Raw genomic sequence first — 23,357 nt, forward strand, 5'->3', positions numbered from 1 at the left:
GCATGTTCGGCATCACCGGCAGCGGTGACGTGTCCGGCTTCGGTGGCCTCGTCCGCCGGCGGCCGACCAGCGCCGACAGCCCGCGCCCGTTCGGCAGCTACTTCGACGAGGTCCACGACGCGCTCGAGGAGGCCTACCCGGCCTTCGCCGACGCGATCGAGAAGGTCGTCGTCGACCGGGGTGAGCTGACCCTGTACATCGCGCCGGAGCGGATCGCCGAGGTCGCACAGATCATGCGTGACGACGAGTCGCTGCGCTTCGAGCTGTGCTCGTCGGTGTCGGGCGTGGACTACCTCGCCTCCGACACGCGCCGGCTGCACATCGTCTACGAGCTGATGTCGATGACCTACCGCCGCCGGGTCCGCCTCGAGGCGGCCATCCCGGCCGGTGGCAGCCTGCCCAGCGTGACCAGCGTCTACCCGACCGCCGACTGGCAGGAACGGGAGACCTACGACATGTTCGGGGTCGTCTTCACCGGTCACCCCAACCTCACCCGGATCCTCATGCCGGATGACTGGGAAGGCTTCCCGCAGCGCAAGGACTATCCGCTCGGCGGCGTTCCCGTCGAGTACAAGGGCGCCGAAATTCCGCCGCCGGACCAGCGGAGGGTCTACCAGTGACGACACCCGGATACGCGACCGAGCGGGAGACCACCGAAGGGCGCGTCTTCAACATCAGCGGCGGTGACTGGGACACGGTCACCGGTGCCGTCGACCCGCTCAGCAACGAGAAGATCGTTGTCAACATGGGCCCGCAGCACCCGTCGACGCACGGCGTGCTGCGGCTGGTCCTCGAGCTCGAGGGCGAGACCGTCACCGAGGTCCGCCCGGTCATCGGCTATCTCCACACCGGCATCGAGAAGAGCCTCGAATACCGGAACTGGACGCAGGGCACGACGTTCGTGACCCGCGCGGACTACCTGGCGCCGCTGTTCAACGAGGCCGGGTACTGCTTCGCGGTCGAGAAGCTGCTCGGCATCACCGACGACATCACCGAGCGGGCGCAGACGATCCGGGTGCTCTTCATGGAGCTCAACCGCATCTCGTCGCACCTGGTCTGGATCGCCACCACGGGCATGGAGCTCGGCGCGATCTCGATGATGCTGTACGGCTTCCGCGAGCGTGAGTACATCCTCGACATCTTCGAGGAGACCAGCGGTCTGCGGATGAACCACGCGTACTTCCGCCCGGGCGGTGTCGCGCAGGACGTTCCCGACTCGGCGATCAAGAAGATCCGCGATCTCCTCGTGTACCTGCCAAAGAAGCTCAAGGAATACGAGGCCATGCTCTCCGGCCAGGTCATCTGGCAGGAGCGCACCCAGGGTGTCGCCGTGCTCGACGTGACCGGCTGCCTGCAGCTGGGTGTCACCGGCCCGGTGCTGCGCTCGGCGGGCCTGGCCTGGGACCTCCGCAAGACGATGCCGTACGGCGGTTACGAGAACTACGAGTTCGACGTTCCGACCGCGCAGACCGCCGACGTCTGGGGCCGCTACCTGGTCCGTATGGCGGAGATCCGCGAGTCGCTGAAGATCGTCGAGCAGGCGCTGGACCGGCTCAGGCCGGGCCCGGTGATGATCGCCGACAAGAAGATCGCGTGGCCGGCCCAGCTCGCCGTGGGTCTCGACGGCATGGGCAACTCGCTCGAGCACGTCGCCAAGATCATGGGTCAGTCGATGGAATCGCTGATCCACCACTTCAAGCTCGTGACCGAAGGCTTCCGGGTCCCCCCGGGCCAGGTCTACGTCGGTATCGAGCACCCGCGCGGCGAGCTCGGCGTGCACGCGGTCTCCGACGGTGGCACGCATCCCTACCGCGTGCACATGCGTGACCCGAGCTTCGTGAACCTCCAGGCCATCCCCGCGATGGCGGAAGGTGCGCTGCTGGCCGACGTCATCGCCGGCGGCGCGTCCCTGGACCCCGTGATGGGTGGGTGTGACCGCTAAATGTCAGAAACCACGGTGGACTTCTCCCCGAGCGCAGCGCCGCTGGCCGAGAAGCTCCTGGAACCAGCCCTCGAGATCATCGCTCGCTACCCCATCGGGCGCGAGCGCTCGGCGCTGCTCCCGCTGCTGCACCTCGTGCAGACCGAGGAGGGGCACGTCAGCCCCCGCGGTGTCGCGTTCTGCGCCGAGGTCCTGGGCATCAACAAGGCCCAGGTCGGCGCGGTGGCGACGTTCTACACGATGTACAAGCGCCGCCCGACCGGTGAGTACCTCGTCAGCGTCTGCACCAACACGCTGTGCAACGTCATGGGCGGCCAGGAGGTCTACGACGGTCTCGTCGAGCACCTCGGCGTCGGCCACGACGAGACCACGGCCGACGGCAAGATCACGCTGGAGCACGCCGAGTGCCTCGCGGCCTGCGACTACGCGCCGGTCGTGACGGTCAACTACGACTTCGCGGTGGACAACACGTCGCCGCAGGCCGCGGTCGACCTGGTCGAGAAGCTCCGCGCCGGCGAGCAGGTCACGCCGACCCGCGGTGCGCGCATCTGCTCGCTCAAGGAGATGCAGTTCCAGCTGGCGGGCTTCGACGAGGAGCGCGAGGGTGCGGTCGGGGACGGTCCCGCCGGTGCGCCCACGCTCCGCGGTGTGAGCCTTGCGCAGGAGCACGGCATCGCGGTGGCGAACTTCAACATCGACACCCCGATCACGACCACGAAGCCGGCCCGTGACGAGTCCGCCAAGGCCGTCAAGGACCCGGGCCCGCGTTCGGCTTCCACCACGAACGACGCCGAGACCGGCAAGGTGGCCGGTGTCGCGCGCAAGGCTGCCGAGGCCGTCAAGGCCGTGGCGGCGACGGTCGTCGACAAGGTGGAGCACCGCAAGGCGGGCACCACCACGAAGGCCGGCGACGTCAAGGACCCCGAGGTCCGCACCGGCGAGCAGCGCAACCCGGACGCCTCCACCCCGGCGCCCGACCCCAGCACGACCAAGCCGGGCACGGCTGTCCCGTCGAACCCGGCCGAGGCGGCCGGTCTCGCCGACAACCAGGCGGCCGGCGACGGCAAGCCTGCCGGTGACAGCCGCGGCAACGAGGAGAAGAAGTGACTCAGCCACGGCGCGAGGTGCTCCAGAAGCTCACCCCCGTCCTCACCAAGCGCTGGCTGTCGCCGGACGCCTGGAAGATCGACACGTACGAGCGGCTCGACGGGTACGCGGCCGTCCGCAAGGCGCTGGACGTGCACCCCGACGACCTGATCCAGCTGATCAAGGACTCGGGCCTGCGCGGCCGCGGCGGCGCGGGCTTCCCGACCGGTCTCAAGTGGGGCTTCATCCCGCAGGGCGACGGCAAGCCGCACTACCTCGTCATCAACGCCGACGAGGGCGAGCCGGGCACCTGCAAGGACCTGCCCCTGATGACGTACGACCCGCACTCGCTCGTCGAGGGCGCGATCATCGCGGCCTACGCGATCCGGGCCAGCCGGGCGTTCATCTACATCCGCGGCGAGGCCGTGCACGCCGCCCGCCGGCTGCGCAACGCCGTCAAGGAGGCCTACGCCAAGGGCTACCTCGGCGAGAACATCCTCGGCTCCGGGTTCGACCTGGACCTGGTCGTGCACAGCGGCGCAGGTGCGTACATCTGTGGCGAGGAGACGGCGCTGCTCGACTCGCTCGAGGGCTTCCGCGGCCAGCCCCGGCTGCGCCCGCCGTTTCCCGCGGTCGCCGGCCTGTACGCGAGCCCGACGGTCGTCAACAACGTCGGCACCATCGCGAGCGTCCCGTACATCGTGCTGGGCGGCGCGGACTGGTGGAAGAGCATGGGCACGGAGAAGTCGTCCGGCCCGATGATCTACTCGCTGTCCGGCCGCGTGGTGAACCCCGGCCAGTACGAGTGCGGTCTCGGCATCACCCTGCGCGAGCTGATCGAGCTCGCGGGCGGCATGCAGCCCGGCCACACCCTGAAGTTCTGGACGCCGGGTGGCTCCTCGACGCCGCTGCTGACCGCCGAGCACATCGACACGGCGATGGACTTCGAGGGTGTCGCCGCCGCGGGTTCGATCCTGGGCACCACGGCGATGCAGATCTTCTCCGACCAGGACTGCCCGGTCTACGCGACCTGGCGCTGGCTGGAGTTCTACCACCACGAGTCCTGCGGCAAGTGCACCCCGTGCCGTGAGGGCAACTACTGGATGGTGCGGACGTACCGGCGGATCCTCTCCGGTCAGGGCACCCACCAGGACCTGGACACCCTCCAGGACACCGCCGACAACATCTTCGGCCGTTCGTTCTGCGGTCTCGGCGACGGTGCCGCGACGCCGGTCATGTCGACGCTGAAGTTCTTCCGCCAGGACTACCTGGACTACATCGAGGGCCGGACCGCTCCGCGGCTGTCCGAGAAGGCCCTGGTAGGAGCGCACTGATGACGGACGTTGCCAAGAAGACCGACACCGTCACGCTCACCATCGACGGCGTCGAGGTGACCGCGGCCAAGGGCGAGTTGGTCATCCGGGTCGCCGAGCGGATGGGCACCGCGATCCCGCGGTTCTGTGACCACCCGCTGCTCGCGCCCGCCGGCGCCTGCCGCCAGTGTCTGGTCGAGGTGGAGGGCCAGCGCAAGCCGGTCGCCTCCTGCACCCAGACGGTGGCCGAGGGCATGGTGGTCAAGACGCAGCTCACCTCGCCGGTCGCCGAGAAGGCGCAGGGCGGCGTGATGGAGCTGCTGCTGGCCAACCACCCGCTGGACTGCCCGACCTGTGACAAGGGCGGCGAATGCCCCCTGCAGAACCAGGCGATGTCGAGCGGCCGTGTCGACTCGCGCTTCCACGAGCACAAGCGTGAGTACGAGAAGCCGATCCACATCTCCAGCCAGGTGCTGCTGGACCGTGAGCGGTGCATCCTCTGCCAGCGCTGCACGCGGTTCTCCGAGGAGATCGCCGGCGACAAGTTCATCGACCTGATGGACCGCTCGTCCGGTGAGCAGATCAACGTCTACCGCGACGACTTCTTCGGCGGCGAGGGCTTCGGTGACGGCCAGGCCGGCGACGGCGAGGGTGACGTCCCGTTCAACTCGTACTTCTCGGGCAACACGATCCAGATCTGCCCGGTCGGCGCCCTGACCGGCGAGCAGTACAGGTTCCGGGCCCGCCCGTTCGACCTGGTCTCCTCGCCGTCGGTCTGCGAGCACTGCGCCGGCGGCTGCGCGAGCCGTGTCGACCACCGGCGGGGCAAGGTGCTGCGGCGCCTGGCCGGCGACGACCCGGCGGTCAACGAGGAGTGGAACTGCGACAAGGGCCGCTGGGCCTTCCGCTACGCCACCGCGCACGACCGCATCATGAACCCCCTGATCCGCGACGCCGGCACCGGTGAGCTCCGCGAGGCCTCCTGGAGCGAGGCGCTTCTCGCGGCCGCCGAGGGTCTGCAGGCCGCCAAGGGCAAGGGCGTCGGTGTGCTCACCGGCGGCCGCCTCACGGTCGAGGACGCGTACGCGTACGCGAAGTTCGCCCGGGTCGCGCTCGGCACCAACGACATCGACTTCAGGGCCCGCCCGCACAGCGCCGAGGAGGCCGACTTCCTGGCCGCTTCGGTCGCCGGGGTCACCGACGTGACGTACGAGGACGTGGAGAACGCGACCTCGGCGGTCATCGTCGGGCTCGAGCCCGAGGAGGAGGCCGCGATCCTCTTCCTGCGCCTGCGCAAGGGCGCGCTGAAGAAGAAGCTGAAGGTCACGGCCGTGGCGCCGTACCTGAGCCGGGGCTTCGAGAAGCTGAACGCCGCACTCGTGACGGCCCTGCCCGGCGACGAGGCCCGGCTGCTCGACACCGACGGCACCATCGCCGCGGCACTCGCCGCGCCCGGTGCTCTGCTGATCGTCGGCGAGCGCCTGGTGGAGACGCCCGGTGGTCTGTCGTCCGCCGCGAAGCTGGCCGAGCGGACCGGGGCGCGACTCGCCTGGATCCCGCGCCGCGCCGGCGACCGTGGTGCGGTCGACGCGGGCTGCCTGCCCAACCTGCTCCCCGGTGGCCGCCCGGTCACCGACGAGCAGGCGCGGGGCGAGCTGGCCCGGGCCTGGGACGTCGACTCCGCCGTGCTGCCCGGCACGTCCGGCCGGGACGGCGACGCGATCATCGCGGCCGCCGCCGCGGGTGAGCTCGGTGGCCTGCTGGTCGCCGGTGTCGACCCCGCCGACCTGACCGACCCGCGCCTCGCCGAGCAGGCGCTCGACGCAGTGCCGTTCATCGTCAGCCTGGAGCTGCGGCAGAGCGCGGTCACCCGCCGCGCCGACGTGGTCTTCCCGATCGCCCCGGCGGCCGAGAAGCCCGGCACGTTCATCAACTGGGAGGGCCGCCTGCGGACCTTCGAGACGGTGCTCAACACCACCGCGATGACCGACGGCCGGGTCCTCGAGGCCGTGGCGGCGCTGATGGACGTCACGCTCGGCACGGGCGACGTCGGTGCGATCCGCCGCGAGCTGGGCGCGATGCCCGCGAGCCGGTCGGCCCGCCCGACGCTGCCGGCCGTCGAGCCGGTGGCCGTGCGCAAGCCGTCCGCCCAGGAGGCGCTGCTCGCCACCTGGCACCAGATGCTCGACCTCGGTTCGCTGCAGGACGGCGACGAGGCGCTGGCCGGCACGGCCCGCCCGAGCGTGGTCCGCCTGGGCAAGGGTCTCGCCGAGTCGCTCGGCGTGGCCGACGGCGACGCCGTCACGGTCAGCACCGACCGCGGCGGGATCACGTTGCCGGCGGCGATCACCGATCTGCCCCCGCAGGTGGTGTGGCTGCCCACGAACTCGCCGGGCTCGACGCTGCGTCGCAGCCTCGGCGTCACCTCGGGTGCGGTGGTCCGGCTCAGCGCCGGCAAGCCGGGTCCGATCCTCGCTCAGGGGGCGAACAACTAGTGATGACCTCGATGATCCTCGCCAACGCGGAGGATCCGACCCTGCAGACGTTCGAGAACGACGTCTGGTGGATCGTCCTCATCAAGCTGCTGGGTGTGTTCGTCATCCTGCTGCTGCTGACGCTCTTCACGATCAACTACGAGCGCAAGGTCGTGGCCCGGATGGCGGTCCGGCCGGGCCCCAACCAGGTCGGCCCCAAGGGCTGGTTGCAGAGCCTCACGGACGGCGTCAAGCTGCCGTTCAAGGAGGAGATCATCCCGAAGACCGCCGACAAGGTGGTGTACTTCATCGCCCCGGTGATCTCGGCGACGGTGGCGTTCACGGCGTTCTCGGTGATCCCGTTCGGGCCGGTCGTGTCGATGTTCGGGCACAAGACCGCACTGCAGCTCACCGACGTGCCGATCTCGGTGCTGGTGCTGCTCGCCTGCTCCTCGATGGCCGTCTACGGCGTTGTGCTGGCCGGCTGGGCGTCCGGTTCGACCTACCCACTGCTCGGTGGTCTCCGGTCGGCCGCGCAGATGATCTCGTACGAGGTCGCGATGGGTCTGTCGATCGTCGCGGTCTTCATGACCGCCGGCACGATGTCGACCTCGCAGATCGTCGCTGCTCAGGCGGGCAACAACCCGACCGAGGCGTTCGACATCTTCGGGTGGAGCCCGACCCCGCCGAGCTGGTACGCCGTCCTGCTGCTGCCCAGCTTCATCATCTACTGCATCGCGGCGGTCGGTGAGACCAACCGGGCGCCGTTCGACCTGCCCGAGGCCGAGTCCGAGCTGGTCGGTGGCTTCCACACCGAGTACTCGTCGTTCAAGTTCGCGCTGTTCTTCCTGGCCGAGTACATCAACATGATCACCGTCTCGGCGTTCGCGACGACGCTGTTCCTCGGCGGCTGGCGCGCACCGTGGCCGATCAGCTGGTGGGAAGGCGCCAACAGCGGCTGGTTCCCGCTGATCTGGTGGCTCGGCAAGGTGCTGCTGCTGCTCTTCGGCTTCATCTGGCTCCGGGCGACCCTGCCCCGCATGCGCTACGACCAGTTCATGCGCTTCGGCTGGAAGGTGCTGATCCCGGTCAACCTGGTCTGGATCCTCTTCCTGGCCGGTGTCCGGGTCACCAACGACCGGATCGAGGGCGGTGCCCGCTTCCTGGTCTACATCGTGGCGGCGGTGGTCGTGCTCGGCATCGCCCTGCTCTGGCCGGCCAGCAAGAAACCACGCGAATACTCCATCGAGGAACAGCTGGCCGCCCGCCCGCCGGGCAGCTTCCCCGTACCTCCGATGGATCTGCAGGTGCCTCCCAGCCCACGGGCGCGCCGTGCCGTCGCCGAACGCCAACCGGCCACGGTCGGCGGCATGACCCCCAGCCCGGACGACAACACGTCAGACAAGGAGGTGTGACGTGGGAACGTTCACGGGCTCGTTCAAGGGCTTCGGAGTGACCTTCGCGCACATGTTCCGCAAGGTCATCACGACCGACTATCCGTTCACACCGCCGACGCCGGCGCCGCGCTACCACGGGCGGCACATCCTCAACCGGCACCCGGACGGCCTGGAGAAGTGCATCGGCTGCGAGCTGTGCGCCTGGGCCTGCCCGGCCGACGCGATCTACGTCGAGGGTGGCGACAACACCGACGAGCAGCGCTTCTCGCCGGGTGAGCGGTACGCCAGCATCTACCAGATCAACTACGCGCGCTGCATCTTCTGCGGTCTGTGCATCGAGGCCTGCCCGACCCGTTCGCTGACCATGAGCAACGAGTACGAGCTGGCCCGGGACAGCCGCCAGGACCTCATCTTCACCAAGAAGGAGCTCCTGGCGCCGCTGCTGCCCGGCATGGAGCAGCCGCCGCACCCGATGCGGCTCGGCGAGACCGACAAGGACTACTACCTCGGCGCGCTGACCAACCCGGGCACCTCGGCCGGGGCGGAGCGGGTCCCCTCGTCCGAGCGGGGCACCGACGACGCCTCGACCGCGGGTACCCCGGGTGACCGGCCGGAGACGGCGGGGACGCTGCGCCGCGACGACGCAGCCGATCAGCCCAAGGAGGTGGCCCGATGATCTCGATCGCGGCCGAGGCGGCCGGTCAGGTCTCCACCGGTGAGGCCTGGGGTTTCTGGATCCTGGGTTCACTCGCCGTCATCGGCGCCCTGGGCATGGTCGTTGCGCGCAACGCGGTGCACTCCGCGCTCTGGCTGGTCGTCACCATGCTCTGCCTGGGCTTCATCTACGTGATCAACCAGGCCCCGTTCCTCGGGGCGGTGCAGATCATCGTCTACACCGGCGCGATCATGATGCTGTTCCTGTTCGTGCTGATGCTGGTCGGCCGGGACGCGTCCGACTCGCTGATCGAGACCCTGCGCGGGCAGCGGATCGCGGCCATCCTGCTGGGTGTCGCCTTCGGTGTGCTCGTCGCGACGGGTCTGGCCCGTTCGCTGGGCGGCACCGAGGTGGTCGGACTGGCCGAGGCCAACGCCGCCGGCAACGTCCAGGGCATCGCCCGGCTGCTGTTCACCAAGTACGTCTTCGCTTTTGAGGTCACCTCCGCGCTGCTGATCACCGCAGCGGTCGGTGCGATGGTGCTCGCGCACGTCGAGCAGGCGAAGGAAGACATCGCCGACCAGGTCACGCGCATGAAGGCGCGCTTCCGCCCGGGCTCGTACCCCGGACCGAAGGCCGGCCCGGGCGTCTACGCGAACACCATGTCGGTCGCTGTGCCGGCCCGGCTGCCCGACGGCAACGGCTCCGAGCGCAGCATCTCGCCGATCCTGCCCGTGCGCGAGCTGACCTCCAGCGAGGCCGCACCGAAGAGGACAGAGAAGTGACTCCGGACTATTACCTCGTACTCGCGGCGATCCTGTTCACCATCGGCGCCGCCGGCGTCCTGGTCCGCCGCAACGCGATCGTGCTGTTCATGTGCATCGAGCTGATGCTGAACGCCGCGAACCTCGCGCTGGTGACCTTCAGCCGCATCAACGGCACGCTCGACGGCCAGATCATCTCGTTCTTCGTGATGGTCGTGGCCGCGGCGGAGGTCGTGGTGGGGCTCGCCATCATCATGTCGATCTTCCGGACTCGGCGCTCGGCAAGCGTCGACGACGCCAACCTCCTCAAGTACTAAAGGGGCCTTCACGTGGAACAGACAGTGGAGTATGCCCACGCGACGGGGCTGCTGAGCGGAATCTGGCTGTTGGTGGCCATTCCGCTCGCCAGCGCCACGGTCCTGCTTCTGCTCGGCAAGAAGGCCGACAAGTGGGGGCACTGGCTGGGCGTCCTGGCGGTCGCCTCGACCTTTGTCCTCGGCCTGTCGATGTTCTTCAGCCTGCGCGGCCTCGACCCCGAGGCCCGCTCGGCGGAACAGAGTTTGTGGGACTTCATCGCGGTCGGCGGACTGCACGTGGACTTCGGGTTGCTCTTCGACCCGCTCTCCGGCGTGTTCGTCCTGCTGATCACCGGTGTCGGCTCGCTGATCCATCTGTACGCGGTCGGCTACATGGAGCACGACGAGGGCCGGCGGAAGTTCTTCGCCTACTTCAACCTCTTCGTCGCCGCGATGCTGCTGCTGGTCCTCGGCAACAACTACGTGATGCTCTACTTCGGCTGGGAGGGCGTCGGTCTGGCGTCGTACCTGCTGATCTCGTTCTGGTACACCCGGCCGTCGGCGGCCACCGCCGGCAAGAAGGCGTTCCTGATGAACCGGGTCGGCGACGCCGGCCTGGCCATCGGCATCTTCCTGATGTTCGCCACGCTGGGCACCACCCAGTACGACGAGGTGTTCAACGGCGTCACCGCGCTCTCCGGCGGCACCGTCCTGATCCTCGGCATTCTGCTGCTGCTCGGCGCCGCCGGTAAGTCCGGTCAGTTCCCGCTGCAGGCGTGGCTCCCGGACGCGATGGAGGGCCCGACCCCGGTCTCGGCCCTCATCCACGCCGCGACGATGGTCACCGCCGGCGTCTACCTGATCGCCCGCTCCAACGCGATCTTCTCGGCGAACGCCACGCTCCAGACGATCGTGGTCAGCGTCGGTGCGCTCACCCTGCTGCTCGGCTGCATCATCGGCTCGGCCAAGGACGACATCAAGCGCGTCCTCGCCTGGTCGACGGTCAGCCAGATCGGTTACATGTTCCTCGGCGTCGGGCTCGGCGGTGGCGCGTACGCGCTGGCCATCATCCACCTGCTCGCGCACGGCTTCTTCAAGGCGAACATGTTCCTCGGCGCCGGCTCGGTCATGCACGGCATGCACGACCAGGTCGACATCCGGCGTTTCGGCGGGCTGCGCAAGTACATGCCGTACACGTGGATCACGTTCATGATGGGCTGGCTCGCCATCATCGGCATTCCACCGCTGTCCGGGTACTTCTCCAAGGAGCCGATCATCGCGGCGGCCTTCGAGCGCGGCGACTGGACCTCCTGGCTGTTCGGTATGGCTGCCCTGCTGGGTGCCGGCCTCACCGCCTTCTACATGACGCGGCTGTTCCTGCTCACCTTCCACGGTCGCAAGCGCTGGACCGAGGACATCCACGAGCCGCACGAGTCGCCGTTCATCATGACGATCCCGCTGATGCTGCTGGCTCTCGGCTCGATCGGCGCCGGTTTCCTGATGGCCAGCGTCGTGCCGGACTGGCTCGAGGCGACCTTCGGCGGCGAGCACGTCGAGCACGAGGCGGTGATCCCGCACAGCCTGATCACGGTGCTGTCGCTGGTCATCACCGTGCTGGGTGCGGGACTGGCCTGGGCGCTCTTCCGCAACGGCACCGCCGAGCAGGAGCAGCCCGCGGGCGTTCTGGTCACGGCGGCCCGTCGCAACCTCTACACCGACGCCTTCAACGAGGCCGTCTTCGAACGGCCGGGCATCTACCTGACCCGCGCGCTGGTCTACCTCGACAGCAAGGGCATCGACGGCGCGGTGAACGGCCTCGCGGCCACCGTCGGCGGTAGCTCGGGCCGCCTGCGCAGGCTGCAGACGGGCTTCGTCCGCTCGTACGCGTTGTCCATGCTCACCGGCGTAGTCCTGGTCGTCGGTGCCTTCCTCGCGATCCAGTTGGGATGGTTGGCGTGACCGACTTTCCGTTCCTGTCCATCCTGACGCTGTTCCCCCTGGTGGGCGCGGCAGTGGTGGCCTTCATCCCCAAGACCAGGGCGCAGCTGGCCAAGACGGTGGCACTGGTCTGGTCGCTGCTCGTCCTCGCGCTGAGCGTCGTCATGTGGATCGTCTTCGAGGCCGGCGGCGACCGCTTCCAGTTCCGCGAGTCGTACCAGTGGATCCCGACCTGGGACGCCCGGTTCACCTTCGCCGCGGACGGCATCGCCCTGGTGATGCTCATGCTGATCGCGGTCCTGGTGCCCGCGGTGATCCTGGCCTCCTGGCACGACGTCGACGAGAGCAAGCGCTCGGTGCCGACGTATTTCGCCCTGCTGCTCGCCCTCGAGTGCACGATGATCGGCGTCTTCGCGGCCGCCGACGTGTTCCTGTTCTACGTGTTCTTCGAGGTCATGCTCGTGCCGATGTACTTCATCATCGGCTCGTACGGCGGCGCCCGTCGCCAGTACGCCGCGGTGAAGTTCTTCCTGTACTCGCTCGTCGGCGGTCTCTTCATGCTGGCGGCGGTCATCGGCCTGTGGGTCGTCGGCGGTCACACCTTCGACTGGCAGAAGCTCAGCGACGTCTCGGCGGCGTTCGACACCAACACCGCCCGCTGGCTGTTCCTCGGCTTCTTCATCGCGTTCGCGGTCAAGGCGCCGTTCTTCCCGTTCCACACCTGGCTGCCCGACGCCGGTGTCGCCGCTCCGGCTCCGGCCGCCGCCCTGCTGGTCGGTGTGCTGGACAAGGTCGGCACGTTCGGCATCCTGCGCTACTGCCTCCCGCTGTTCCCGGAGGCGTCGCGCTGGTTCGCCCCGGCGGCACTGATCCTGGGCGTGATCGGCATCATCTATGCGGCACTCCTGGCGGTCGGTCAGCACGACCTGAAGCGTCTGGTGTCGTACACGTCGATCGCCCACTTCGGCTTCATCGGCATCGGCATCTTCGCCTTCACCACGCAGGCGGGTACCGGCTCGGTGCTCTACATGGTCAACCACGGTCTGGCGACCGGCCTGCTGTTCCTGGTCGTCGGCATGTTCGTGGCCCGCCGCGGCTCGGCCCTGATCAGCGACTTCGGCGGCGCCGGCAAGCTCGTGCCGGTCCTGGCGGGCGTGCTGTTCTTCGCCGGTCTGGCCTCGCTGGCCCTGCCCGGCACCGCGCCGTTCGTCAGCGAGTTCCTGGTGCTGATCGGCACGTTCACGGTGCACAAGGTCTACGCCGTCATCGCCACGGTCGGCATCATCCTGGCTGCGGCCTACGTGCTCTGGATGGTGCAGCGCACCACGCAGGGCACGCTCAACCCGGCCCTGACCGAGGTGCCGGCCATGCACAAGGACATCACGCTGCGCGAGAAGATCGTCGTCGCGCCGCTGGTGCTCCTGCTCCTGATCCTCGGCTTCTACCCGAAGCCTGTCACCGATGTGATCAACCCGGCAGTCGAGGCAACCATGCAGGACATCGGCACGACCGATCCCGCACCGACGGCGGTCGCGAACGGAAGGGTGGCGCCGTAGCCATGGGAGACCTCAAACTGCCCGACATCAGCTATGGCGCCCTGGCGCCGATGCTGATCCTCTTCGGAGCGGCGTGCCTCGGCATCCTCTTCGAGGCCATCATCCCGAAGCAGCGCCGCCACGGCATCCAGCTCGGCCTGGCCCTCCTCGCCCTGGTCGCCGCCCTGGTCGCGGTCATCCTGGGCCGCAACAACCGGGTCGTCACCATCGGCGGCGCCGTCGCCGTCGACGGCCCGACCGTCTTCCTGTGGGGCTCGATCCTGCTCCTCGGCATGGTCTCGCTCCTGCTGATCGGCGAACGCTCGGTCGAGCAGGGCGGCGCCTTCGTCTCCCAGGCGGCCATCACCGTCGGCTCGCAGAAGGACCTCAAGCAGGCGGGCGGCCAGCCCGGCGCCACCGAGGTCTACCCGCTGACCGTCTTCGCCCTCGGCGGCATGCTCCTGTTTGTTGCAGCGAACGACCTCCTGACCATGTTCGTGGCCCTCGAGGTCTTCTCCCTGCCGCTGTACCTCCTGTGCGCACTGGCCCGCCGCCGTCGCCTCCTGAGCCAGGAAGCCGCCCTCAAGTACTTCCTCCTCGGCTCGTACGCCTCAGCGTTCTTCCTGTTCGGCGTGGCCCTCATCTACGGCTTCGCCGGCGCGGTCGACCTCGCCGCCATCCACACGGCCGTAGCCGACCCCAACCGCAGCGAAGTCCTCCTCTTCGGCGGCCTGGCCCTCGTCTCGATCGGCCTGCTCTTCAAGAGCGCGGCGGCCCCCTTCCACGTCTGGACCCCGGACGTCTACCAGGGCGCCCCCACCCCGATCACGGCCCTCATGGCGGCCTGCACCAAGGTCGCCGCCTTCGGCGCCCTCCTCCGCATCCTCTACGTGGCCTTCGACGGCGTCCGCTGGGACTACCAGCCGGTCCTCGGCGTCATCGCCGTCCTGACCATGCTGACCGGCGCCATCCTGGCGGTCACCCAGACCGACATGAAGCGCCTCCTGGCCTACTCCTCCATCGCCAACGCCGGTTACCTCCTGGTAGGCGTCCTGGCGCTGAACAAGGAGGGCCTGTCCAGCACGATGTTCTACCTGGTCGCCTACGGCTTCTCCGTCCTGGCCGCCTTCGGCATCGTCTCCCTGGTCCGCGACGCCGACGGCGAAGCAACCCACCTCTCCAGGTGGGCCGGCCTGGGCCGCAAAAGCCCCCTCTTCGCCGGCGTCTTCTCCTTCATCATGCTGGCCTTCGCCGGCATCCCGCTGACCAGCGGTTTCACGAGCAAGTTCGCGGTCTTCGGCGCAGCCATCGACGGCGGGCAAACCTGGCTCGTCATCTTCGGCGTCATCACGAGCATGATCCTGGCGTTCCCGTACCTCCGGGTGATCGTCATGATGTGGCTCTCCGAGCCGGGCGAAAGCACCCCGTCGGTCTCCATCCCCGGCTTCCTCACCTCGGCCGCCCTGGTGATCGGCGTCATCGCAACGCTCGCCCTGGGCGTCGTCCCGGCCCCGCTCCTGGACCTCACCAACGACGCAGCCCAATTCGTCCGATAACTCGCGGCGACTTGCACGAAGGCCCCGACCGGGTTCCGGTCGGGGCCTTTTGCCGTTTACTCCCGGCCGGTGCAAATCAAACTCCAGGCCAGGACATGTCGTCCCGTCGAAAGCGAGGCACGTCGTTGCCCGTCGGAGGCGAGGCGTGTCGTGGCTGTTGAGAGGCTCGCGGTGCCCGTCAAGGGCGTGCCCGTCAAAGGCAGGGCATGTTCGTGCCTGGTTGCATGGCACTGACCGTCGCTCACGCCGAGACCGGGCCCGGCCACCCAATCGCCCAGCGGCTCATAACCGGGCACCCGCACCCTGCCAGCTCCGTGCTCCCCAAGAGCCGCACCCTGACCCAACTTCATCGAAGTCGGCCCTTCCCGGGCTCCTTGTGGGCCCGACTTCATTGAGGTTGGTGCTACGCGGGCTCCTTGTGGGCCCGACTTCATTGAGGTTGGTCCTTCCGGGCTCCTTGAGGGCCCGACTTCATCGAAGTTGGTCCTACGCGGGCTCCCTGAGGGCCCGACTTCATCAAAGTTGGTCCTACGCGGGCTCCCTGAGGGCCCGACTTCATTGAGGTTGGCCCAACCCGAGCTTCTTGAGGGCCCGGTTTCATCGAAGCTGGCCCTACCGAGCCCCTTGAGGACCCAACTTCATGGAAGTTGGCTCGGCCAAAGTCCCTCGAAGGCCCAAGCTCCTTGAAGTGGGTCCTGTCTGGGCCATTGAGAGCCCCGACTTCCTTGACGTTGTGTTGACCTTTGCCGTCGCTAGGCTGCGGCCGCCTCGATCCGTGCGCGAACTGACGATCCCGGCCCTACACATGCCTCGGTTCCACCCGCGCAGCGCTCGACTTCACCGCGCAGGCCCCGGCTCGACCTGCGCAGCGCTCGACTTCCCGCGCAGGCCTCGAGCACATCTGCGTACCGGGCAGTGTTGGCACCGGGCCGGCCTGAGCTACACCCGGAGCCTCGACATCGCTGAAGTCGGTCCTACCTGAGTTCGTTGAAGGCCCGACTTCATTGAAGTCGGGCCTATTTCGGCCTTTCAGGGCCCGACTTCATTGATGTTGTGTTGACCTTGCCGTCGCTCGGCTGCCGTCGCCTCGGCTCTATGCCGACGGGCCCGGACCCGCCGACGAGAACGCCCAGCGTCGACGCCTCCGCCGACACTCGTCCGCGAAGCGACGGTCTCGGTCTCCAAGTAGGCCTCGACCTCACCTGCGTAGCGCCAGTGTCGGCACCGGGCCGGCCTGAGCTGCACGCTGAGCCTCGACATCGCTGAGTCGGTCCTACCTGAGCCCGTTGAAGGACCGATTTCACTGAGGTCGGTCCTACCCGGGCTGGTTAAAGGCCCGGGTTCCGTTGAAGTCCGTCCTACCCGAGCTGGTTGAAGGCCCGGTTTCCTTGAAGTCGGTCCTACCCGCCCTCCTTGAAGGCCCGACTTCAAGGAAGTCGCCCCTGCCTAAGCCTTTGAAGGCCCAACTTCGTTGAAGTTGGGCCTGGTCTGAAGCTTTGAGGGGCCGATTTCATTGATGTTGTGTTGACCTTGGCGCGGTGTGACCGCGTCCGGTCGATCCGCGCGCGAAGTGAGGTTCTGGCTCCGTGGGTCTCAGCTCCACCCTTGAAGCGGCTGTCCGGGCCCTGGCTGGTTCCGTGCAGACAGGGGTGGGGACTGGCTGAGGCTTTGAGGGCGCACGGCCGCGGGTCCGGTTTGGGGTGGGAACTGGGCTCTGTGATGTATTGCGGTGTGCCAAGTTTTGGCGTCGCGGGCGACCGGGGTTACCCGGGCGGCGGCCTTCTGATCAGGGGGAGTGGGCAGGTGCCGGGGGCGGGTGACGGAGGGTGCAAAGGCGAACGCGTACGGGAGAATCGTTTTTGATCTTGTTCGGGTGACCCCTGGGCCCGGTGTTGTCGGGGGCGTATGGCATCGTGAAAGTGTGGTTAGCATCGGTGACAGCGCGCTGACGTCGCTTGGACTTGACATCGATCCTGGGGTCGACGTGTCGGTGTCGGCGACGTTGGTTGCTGTGGAGGATGAGCTGCGCAGCAATGTTGCCAGTGCTGATCCGCTGGTGGCCGAGGCGGCGCGGCATCTGATGGATGCTGGGGGGAAGCGGTTTCGGCCGTTGATTCTGGCCCTGGGTGCGCAGATGGGTGATCCGACGCGGGCTGAGATTGTGCCTGCGGCGCTGGTTGTCGAGTTGACGCATCTGGCCACGCTTTACCACGACGATGTCATGGATGAGGCGGCTGTGCGGCGCGGGGCGCCGAGTGCCAATGCGCGGTGGGGTAATTCGGTCGCGATTCTGGTCGGTGATTATCTTTTTGCGCGGGCTGCGGACATTGCGGCTTCGCTCGGGACCGAGGCTGTTCATCTGCAGGCGCGGACGTTCGCGCGGCTGGTGCACGGGCAGATCGCGGAGACGGTCGGGCCGCGGGGTTCTGATCCGATTGCGCACTACCTGCATGTGATCACTGAGAAGACGGCTTCGCTCATCGCCACGTCGGCGCGGTTCGGGGGGCTTTTTTCGGGGGTGACGCCGGAGCAGGTCGAGGCGCTCACCGGTTATGGCGAGACGATCGGCATTGCTTTCCAGTTGTCCGACGATCTGCTGGACATTGCTTCCGAGTCGGTGCAGTCGGGGAAGACGCCGGGCACCGATCTTCGTGAGGGTGTGCCGACACTTCCGGTGCTTTATGCGCTGGCCGGTGATGACACCGATGCTTCCGCGGTGCGGCTGCGGGAGCTCCTGGCGTCCGGGCCGCTCGTTGATGACGCTCTGCATGCTGAGGCTTTGGGCCTGCTGCGGGAGTCCGCGGCGATGAAGCGTGCGCGGGAAACCGTTCGCACCTACGCCGAGGAGGCTCGGGCTCAGCTCGCGCCGCTGCCGGCCGGTTCGCCCCGCAAGGCGATGGAGTCGCTGTGTGACTTCATCGCCGACCGCACCAGCTGACGGCGCCACCTAGGCCGGCCAAGCACGAGCCGGCCAAGCACGAGCAGGTCAGCTCATCGCCGCCGCGTGGCGGGCGAGCATGCGGCTGCCGACGACCATGGCGGCTGCGGCCCACACCATGGCGATGGCGGCGACGGTCCACATCACCGGATAGCCGGCTGCGGCGGCCAGAGCGCCCAGGCCTAGCGGTCCGAGGCAGCCGCCCGCGTAAACGCCGGTCTGGGTGATCGACGTGGCGGCCGCGGGCGCCTGGGGGTGGAGGCGGACGACCGCGAAGTTCATCAGGCCGGGCCAGGCCCAGCCGAAACCGAAGCCGAGCACCACACCGGCGACCAGCGTCACCGTGCCCGCCACGGCCATCAGGGCCAGGCCGACGGCACCTACGGCGAGCAGGGCGGCGATGACGGCGATCTGACGGGACGGGAAGCGGTCGGCCTGCCAGCCGCCGAAGACCCGGGCGATCACGCACACCGCGCCGCCCAGGGTCAGCGCGAGACCGGCCGTGCCGGGGGCCATTCCGCGGGCCGCCGCCGAGTCGACCAGGAAGGTGCCGAGCGCGTTCGCCGAGCCCGCCGCGAGGGTCGCGCCCACACCGATCACGATCAGGGCCGCGGTGGCCCGCTCTCCGCCGCCCGTCTGGCGCCGTTTTGTCTCATCCTTCTCCGACGGTACGAGCCAGAGCGCGCCCGCAGCACCGACCGCCGCGAGGACAAACGCCCACCTCCAGCCGACGGTCAACGCCACCACCGGTACGGCCGCACCCGCGAGCAGCGTGCTGACGGGGATCGCGGCCTGTTTGACGCCGAACGACAGGCCCTGGCGCCGGACCGGGACGTGCCGCGACAGGCTGGTGTTGCTCGCCAGCTGGCCGAGAGCGTTGGCGGCCGCACCGAGGGCCAGGATCGCGATGAGTGTCCACAGTGATCGGGCCGCGACGGCGATCGTCAGCAGTGACACGGACGCGAGCGCGATGCCGGCGCGGGCGATCGTGGTCGAGCCGAAGCGTTCGACGAGGGCGCCGGCGGGCACGGAGGCGAGGGCGCTTGCCCCGAAGTACGCCGAGACGGCCAGTCCGAGGCCTGCCGGGGAAAACCTGAGTTCTTCTCCGATTTGTACGGCGAGTCCGCCGACGAGGAAGACCGGGACCGAACAGGCGATGGTCGTGGTAAGCGCGCCGGTCACCGCACGCCGCGGCTGAACCGCATCAGTGCTGGTAGATGCGGTTTGGGCGGAGGAGATCTGCGGCTCGGCCATCAAACGGAGGTTATGCCCCGCAGTGGTGATCCCGGGACGGTGAGTGTCAATGACCACACGTGCCGTAAAGATCGGTCTTGATCGACACGCTTCAGGCATTCCGTCGGGGGAAGATTATTCATATGGTGTAAGTCCCCGGCGTCGGAGGTGGCTGTGCGCGACCCCCTGGCGGAGCCGTCAGATCTCATCCGGAGCGTGTCACGCGCCCTGCGTGTGCTCGAATCGGTGGGTCGGGCCCCGCGTGGTCTCACCGTGAAACAGATCGCTCGGCGGTGCGAGCTGACTGTCGCGACGACCTATCACCTTGTCCGCACCCTGGCCTACGAGGGCTACGTGATCCGCCGGGAGGACGGTACCTACATCGTCGGTCTGGAGATCGCGGACCGCTATCGCGAGCTGGTGTCGGCGTTCCGCGGACCGCCCTCGGTGGGCGAGGCGCTGCGGCGGGCGGCGGTCGAGACCGGTTACAGCCACTACCTCGGCCGGTTCGTCGGCGGCAGGATCGCTGTCACCGCCTCGGCGGAGGGCGCCCGGTCGCCGTTCATGGACGACATGGCACCCGGCTTCGACGAGGGCGGCCACGCGACCGCGCTCGGCAAGGCCCTGCTGGCCACGCTCACCGCCGACCAGCGCGCCCGCTATCTGCGTGACTGGGGCATGCGGGCGTTCACCCCGGCCACGCTGACCTCACCCGAGGCGCTCGAGGCCGACCTGGCCGCCGGGGAACGCCGTGGCATGCAGCTGGAGATGGGGCAGTTCCGGCAAGGGCTCGCCTGCGCCGCCGTCAACGTCGTCAGCGACCGCGACATGGAACGCCGGCTCGTGCTGGCCTGCGCCCTCCCGGCCGCCGAGATGCTGACCTCGGCCCGCGTCGTCCGGGCGAAGCTCACCGCCGCTGCCCGGAATGTCGCGGAAGCACTCTCGACGGGTGATGCTGCCACCGCCTGAACTGCAGGCTTAAGACTCCTTTGAACCGCCCGACCCGTGTGCACGTAATACGGGTTGGAACGCGCGGAGGAGGTCGGCAGGCTTGGAAGATCAGGATGCCGAGCTGCTGCGCGCTCTGCAGGACGAGCACGGGGAAGCCCTGTTCGCGCACGCCGTACGCCTCTCCGGCGGCGACCGGCAGCGGGCAGAAGATCTTGTGCAAGAGACGCTGTTGAGGGCCTGGCGCTATCCCGAAGCGCTCGACCCCGAGCGCGGCGCGGTGCGGTCATGGCTGTTCACCACCGCGCGCAACCTGGCGATCGATGCCTGGAGGCGCCGGTCGGTCCGGGTGGGCGAGGTGGTCACCGACATGATTCCCGAGCCGCCGCCCAGCGCGGACGAGGCGGACCGGGCCGTGGAGGCCTGGACGGTCGCGGAGGCACTGGGGCGTCTCTCCACGAGCCATCGTGAAGTCCTGGTGGAGTGCTTCTACCAGGGGCGTTCCGTTGCCGAGGCCGCCGCGAGACTCGGGGTCCCACCCGGCACGGTCAAGTCGCGCACGCACTACGCGCTGCGCTCGCTACGCATGGTTCTGGACGAGATGGGGGTGACGGGATGAGGTGCGACCACGAGCACGACGACGGTGCGTACGTCCTCGGTGCCCTCTCTCCCGCCGAACGCGCGGCCTACGAACGCCACCTCGCGACCTGTTCGTTCTGCCGTGAGGCGGTCGCGGACATCGCGGTGCTCCCGGGTCTGCTCGGCCGGCTCGACCCCGCCGACTTCGAGAAGCTGCTCGCCCCGGACTTCCCGTCGCCGCCACCCCGCAACCGGCGGACGAGCATGCCCGAGCTGGTCTCGGCCGCTCAGACGACCAGGCGTCAGGAACGCCGGAAGGTCCGTTTCCGCGTGCTCGGCTCCGCGCTGGCGGCTGCCTGCCTCGCGCTGGTCGTGGGTGTCGGGGCGGTCTTCTGGATGGGCCGTGACGCGACTCCGCCGGTGGTGCCCGGTCCGACGGTGGCGATGACGCCGGCGAACGAGCGGGTCCCGGTGACGGCCCAGATCAACCTGACGGGTGCGGCCGGCGGCACGAAGATCAACCTGGTCTGCTTCTACAACCGGGGCAATTCCGAGTCCGAGCCCTACCGGATCCGGCTCATGGCGTACGGGCCCGACGACGAGAGTGAGCAGCTCGGCTCGTGGGTGGCCTCGCCCGGCAAGGAGTTCAGCATGTCCGGTGTCACGCACTTCACCGACGGCACGCTGTCCCGGCTGGCACTGGTACGCAACGACGACAAGACACTGTTGTCGTACGACGTCCCCTGACGAGACCCCTCGTCAGCGCGGCGGAAGGGCGGCGGTTGGTTCGGCGGTGGCGGCCGCTGAGGCAGCCGCCGTCCTCCCTTTGGTGGCTTTGGTGGCCCGGGCCGATCGCAGGCCGTCCACGGTGAAGATGATCAGCGCGATCCAGACCAGGCCGAAACCCGCGAGCCGCGCGGCCGGCATCGGCTCGTGGAAGAGCAGCACCCCCCCGGCCAGCTGCAGAATCGGCGCGACATATTGCAGGATCCCGAGCCCGACCAGCGGCACGCGGTTGGCCGCCCCGGCAAAGAGCAGCAACGGTACGGCCGTAGCAATGCCCGAGAACAGCATCAGCACGGTGTGCGTGGCCGACACGTGCCCGAACTCCGCGCCGCCGGTCGCGTTGAGCCACCCGAGGTAGACCAGCGCGGGCACCGCGAGCACGGCCGACTCCACGAACAGACCCTCGGCCGGCGGCAGCCCCAGCCGCTTCTTCACCAGGCTGTACGACCCGAAACTCGCCGCCAGCGCCAGCGCGATGTACGGCAGGTGCCCGTAGTCGACGGTCAGCACCGCCACGGCCAGCCCGCCGATCCCGACAGCGGCCCACTGCCACGCCCGCAGCCGTTCACGCTGCACGGTGACACCCAGCAGGACCACGACCAGCGGCGTGATGAAGTACCCGAGCGCCGTCTCGACCACCCGCGACGAGTTGACGCCGTAGATGTAGGTCGCCCAGTTGACGCCGATCAGCAGACCCGCGAGCGTGATGCCACCGAGCAGCCGCCGGTCACGGGCCAGTTGGCCGAGGAAACGCCAGTTGCGCAGGACGAGCAGCAGCAGACTGATGAACACGACCGACCAGATCACCCGGTGGGCGAGGATCTCCAGCGGTGGCGACGGCGCGAGCAGCTTGAAGTAGATCGGGAAGAAGCCCCACAACACGTAGGCCGTCAAGCCGTACAGATAACCGCGTCGTTCCTCGCCCATGCCCTCACGGTAAGGGTCGTGGCGTGATGCGGTCCTTGCATATGTTCCAGCTCACCGGGCCAATCCGCCGGCAGTGGCCTGGAGGTCGCACTCCATCCAGCGTTCGCCGTCGACCGGCGTGAAGCCCAGAGGCGCATAGACACCCTGCGCGGTCCGCGTCACGAGCAGAAACCGCCTCAGGCCGCGAGCGGCCAGATCATCGCGCAAGGCCCGGACCAGCCACCGCCCGAGACCGCGCCCCCGCCAGGCCGGATCGACAAAAACATCACACAGGTACGCGAAGACGACGCCATCCGTCACCACCCGCGCAAAGGCGACCTGGCTCCCGTCGGCTTCGCGGTAGATGCCGACGGGCTCCGAACCCGCGGTCGCCCGGCGCATGACGTCGGCGGGCCGCCCGGTCGCCCAGTAGGTCCCGGCGATCCACTCGTGCACCAGGTCGTGGTCGACCCGCTCGGGATCATCGGTCAGCACGAAGCCGTCGTCGCGGCGTTCGTTCAGCACGCGGTGCGCCCGTTCTCCCGGGTCAGTCGTCGTCCCCGCCGTCCGGGACCAGCATGTTCAGCACCCAGCTCACGACGCCGACCAGCAGCGCACCGAGCACGGCGCTGGGCCAGAAGTCGTCCACGTGGAACGGCAGGTCGAACTGCCCGGCGATCCAGCTGACCAGCAGGAACAGCAGACCGTTGATGACCAGGGAGATCAGGCCCAGCGTCAGCACGTAGAGCCCGCAGCCGATCGTCTTGATGATCGGGCGTAGGACCGCGTTGACGATGCCGAAGATCACCGCGACCGCCAGCAGCGTGCCGATCTGACCGCCGATGGAGTCGGTGGTGAGGCGGATGCCGCCGATCAGCAGAGTCGCGATCCACAGTGAGACGGCGGTGATCACCAGCCGGATGAGGATGCCCATGGCACCGGATGGTGCCACGACCGGGCCACCGAAGCGGGCGACACTCCCCGATCTTGACCGGCTCGTTGCCCGGCCTG

The 23,357-nt window shown here is 68.5% G+C and carries 20 protein-coding genes; 16 read left to right on the top strand and 4 right to left on the bottom strand.

The window, feature by feature from the left end; genetic code table 11:
- Positions 1–2 precede the first annotated feature (2 nt).
- The 13 genes from AFR_RS01715 to AFR_RS01775 all read left to right on the top strand — a co-directional run bounded on the left by AFR_RS01715 (position 3) and on the right by AFR_RS01775 (position 17,894).
- A complete protein-coding gene (locus AFR_RS01715; RefSeq protein WP_084298316.1) occupies positions 3–620 on the top strand; it encodes an NADH-quinone oxidoreductase subunit C in 618 nt (205 codons plus the stop codon).
- The gene (locus tag AFR_RS01720; protein WP_023357566.1) at positions 617–1,942 is read left to right on the top strand and encodes an NADH-quinone oxidoreductase subunit D; all 1,326 of its coding nucleotides are present in this window, start codon (positions 617–619) and stop codon (positions 1,940–1,942) included. Before AFR_RS01715 ends, AFR_RS01720 begins: the two co-directional genes overlap by 4 nt.
- Complete coding sequence (gene nuoE / locus AFR_RS01725; RefSeq protein WP_023357567.1) at positions 1,943–3,049, top strand: NADH-quinone oxidoreductase subunit NuoE; 1,107 nt, start codon at positions 1,943–1,945, stop codon at positions 3,047–3,049. It begins immediately after the preceding gene.
- Positions 3,046–4,362 (top strand): NADH-quinone oxidoreductase subunit NuoF, encoded by a 1,317-nt coding sequence (nuoF, locus tag AFR_RS01730; protein ID WP_023357568.1) that lies wholly within the window; start codon positions 3,046–3,048, stop codon positions 4,360–4,362. The genes nuoE and nuoF overlap by 4 nt, the downstream gene beginning before the upstream one ends.
- Positions 4,362–6,836 (top strand): NADH-quinone oxidoreductase subunit G, encoded by a 2,475-nt coding sequence (locus AFR_RS01735; RefSeq protein ID WP_023357569.1) that lies wholly within the window; start codon positions 4,362–4,364, stop codon positions 6,834–6,836. Before nuoF ends, AFR_RS01735 begins: the two co-directional genes overlap by 1 nt.
- A gap of 2 nt (positions 6,837–6,838) precedes the next feature.
- Entirely contained in the window at positions 6,839–8,230 is a 1,392-nt protein-coding gene (gene nuoH, locus AFR_RS01740) for an NADH-quinone oxidoreductase subunit NuoH (protein WP_041840514.1), read from the top strand.
- Between the two features lies 1 nt (position 8,231).
- Positions 8,232–8,888, top strand: coding sequence for an NADH-quinone oxidoreductase subunit NuoI (gene nuoI, locus AFR_RS01745; protein WP_023357571.1), 657 nt, complete (start codon positions 8,232–8,234; stop codon positions 8,886–8,888).
- Entirely contained in the window at positions 8,885–9,652 is a 768-nt protein-coding gene (locus AFR_RS01750; RefSeq protein WP_023357572.1) for an NADH-quinone oxidoreductase subunit J, read from the top strand. Before nuoI ends, AFR_RS01750 begins: the two co-directional genes overlap by 4 nt.
- The gene (gene nuoK, locus AFR_RS01755) at positions 9,649–9,948 is read left to right on the top strand and encodes an NADH-quinone oxidoreductase subunit NuoK (RefSeq protein WP_023357573.1); all 300 of its coding nucleotides are present in this window, start codon (positions 9,649–9,651) and stop codon (positions 9,946–9,948) included. Before AFR_RS01750 ends, nuoK begins: the two co-directional genes overlap by 4 nt.
- 12 nt (positions 9,949–9,960) lie before the next feature.
- Positions 9,961–11,886, top strand: coding sequence for an NADH-quinone oxidoreductase subunit L (nuoL, locus tag AFR_RS01760; protein ID WP_023357574.1), 1,926 nt, complete (start codon positions 9,961–9,963; stop codon positions 11,884–11,886).
- On the top strand, positions 11,883–13,421 hold the full coding sequence (locus AFR_RS01765) for an NADH-quinone oxidoreductase subunit M (RefSeq protein ID WP_023357575.1): 1,539 nt from the start codon (positions 11,883–11,885) through the stop codon (positions 13,419–13,421). Before nuoL ends, AFR_RS01765 begins: the two co-directional genes overlap by 4 nt.
- Positions 13,422–13,423: 2 nt before the next feature.
- Positions 13,424–14,956, top strand: a complete 1,533-nt coding sequence (gene nuoN, locus AFR_RS01770; protein ID WP_023357576.1) for an NADH-quinone oxidoreductase subunit NuoN — start codon at positions 13,424–13,426, stop codon at positions 14,954–14,956.
- A 1,921-nt stretch (positions 14,957–16,877) separates the two neighbouring features.
- Positions 16,878–17,894: a polyprenyl synthetase family protein gene (locus AFR_RS01775; RefSeq protein ID WP_023357577.1), complete on the top strand. Its 1,017-nt coding sequence runs from the start codon at positions 16,878–16,880 to the stop codon at positions 17,892–17,894.
- 48 nt (positions 17,895–17,942) lie between these two features.
- On the opposite strand, the gene AFR_RS01780 is transcribed toward AFR_RS01775, so the two are convergent.
- A complete protein-coding gene (locus AFR_RS01780) occupies positions 17,943–19,148 on the bottom strand; it encodes an MFS transporter (RefSeq protein ID WP_041840515.1) in 1,206 nt (401 codons plus the stop codon).
- A 153-nt stretch (positions 19,149–19,301) separates the two neighbouring features.
- Here AFR_RS01780 and AFR_RS01785 point away from each other — a divergent pair, with 153 nt between their 5' ends.
- The 3 genes from AFR_RS01785 (at position 19,302) to AFR_RS01795 (ending at position 21,401) form a co-directional block, all read left to right on the top strand.
- On the top strand, positions 19,302–20,096 hold the full coding sequence (locus AFR_RS01785; RefSeq protein WP_023357579.1) for an IclR family transcriptional regulator: 795 nt from the start codon (positions 19,302–19,304) through the stop codon (positions 20,094–20,096).
- Positions 20,097–20,199: 103 nt separating this feature from the next.
- Positions 20,200–20,694: a sigma-70 family RNA polymerase sigma factor gene (locus tag AFR_RS01790; RefSeq protein ID WP_041841678.1), complete on the top strand. Its 495-nt coding sequence runs from the start codon at positions 20,200–20,202 to the stop codon at positions 20,692–20,694.
- Positions 20,691–21,401, top strand: coding sequence for an anti-sigma factor family protein (locus tag AFR_RS01795; RefSeq protein ID WP_023357581.1), 711 nt, complete (start codon positions 20,691–20,693; stop codon positions 21,399–21,401). The genes AFR_RS01790 and AFR_RS01795 overlap by 4 nt, the downstream gene beginning before the upstream one ends.
- A gap of 12 nt (positions 21,402–21,413) precedes the next feature.
- Here the strand turns inward: AFR_RS01795 and rarD are convergent, their stop codons facing one another.
- The 3 genes from rarD to AFR_RS01810 are packed head-to-tail and all read right to left on the bottom strand — an operon-like array spanning position 21,414 to position 23,280.
- The gene (gene rarD / locus AFR_RS01800; RefSeq protein WP_023357582.1) at positions 21,414–22,367 is read right to left on the bottom strand and encodes an EamA family transporter RarD; all 954 of its coding nucleotides are present in this window, start codon (positions 22,365–22,367) and stop codon (positions 21,414–21,416) included.
- A gap of 51 nt (positions 22,368–22,418) precedes the next feature.
- Positions 22,419–22,871 (bottom strand): GNAT family N-acetyltransferase, encoded by a 453-nt coding sequence (locus AFR_RS01805; protein ID WP_023357583.1) that lies wholly within the window; start codon positions 22,869–22,871, stop codon positions 22,419–22,421.
- Between the two features lie 22 nt (positions 22,872–22,893).
- Positions 22,894–23,280 (bottom strand): phage holin family protein, encoded by a 387-nt coding sequence (locus AFR_RS01810; RefSeq protein WP_023357584.1) that lies wholly within the window; start codon positions 23,278–23,280, stop codon positions 22,894–22,896.
- Between the last annotated feature and the right edge of the window lie 77 nt (positions 23,281–23,357).

The sequence above is a fragment of the Amorphoplanes friuliensis DSM 7358 genome (assembly GCF_000494755.1).
Classification (GTDB): domain Bacteria; phylum Actinomycetota; class Actinomycetes; order Mycobacteriales; family Micromonosporaceae; genus Actinoplanes; species Actinoplanes friuliensis.

Excerpts from the sequence above, each read along its gene's own strand:
- AFR_RS01715 (WP_084298316.1), top strand. The coding sequence starts at position 3 with ATGTTCGGCATCACCGGCAGCGGTGACGTGTCCGGCTTCGGTGGCCTC.
- nuoE (WP_023357567.1), top strand. The coding sequence starts at position 1,943 with ATGTCAGAAACCACGGTGGACTTCTCCCCGAGCGCAGCGCCGCTGGCC.
- AFR_RS01735 (WP_023357569.1), top strand. The coding sequence starts at position 4,362 with ATGACGGACGTTGCCAAGAAGACCGACACCGTCACGCTCACCATCGAC.
- nuoH (WP_041840514.1), top strand. The coding sequence starts at position 6,839 with ATGACCTCGATGATCCTCGCCAACGCGGAGGATCCGACCCTGCAGACG.
- AFR_RS01750 (WP_023357572.1), top strand. The coding sequence starts at position 8,885 with ATGATCTCGATCGCGGCCGAGGCGGCCGGTCAGGTCTCCACCGGTGAG.
- nuoN (WP_023357576.1), top strand. The coding sequence starts at position 13,424 with ATGGGAGACCTCAAACTGCCCGACATCAGCTATGGCGCCCTGGCGCCG.
- AFR_RS01780 (WP_041840515.1), bottom strand. The coding sequence starts at position 19,148 with ATGGCCGAGCCGCAGATCTCCTCCGCCCAAACCGCATCTACCAGCACT.
- AFR_RS01795 (WP_023357581.1), top strand. The coding sequence starts at position 20,691 with ATGAGGTGCGACCACGAGCACGACGACGGTGCGTACGTCCTCGGTGCC.
- rarD (WP_023357582.1), bottom strand. The coding sequence starts at position 22,367 with ATGGGCGAGGAACGACGCGGTTATCTGTACGGCTTGACGGCCTACGTG.
- AFR_RS01810 (WP_023357584.1), bottom strand. The coding sequence starts at position 23,280 with ATGGGCATCCTCATCCGGCTGGTGATCACCGCCGTCTCACTGTGGATC.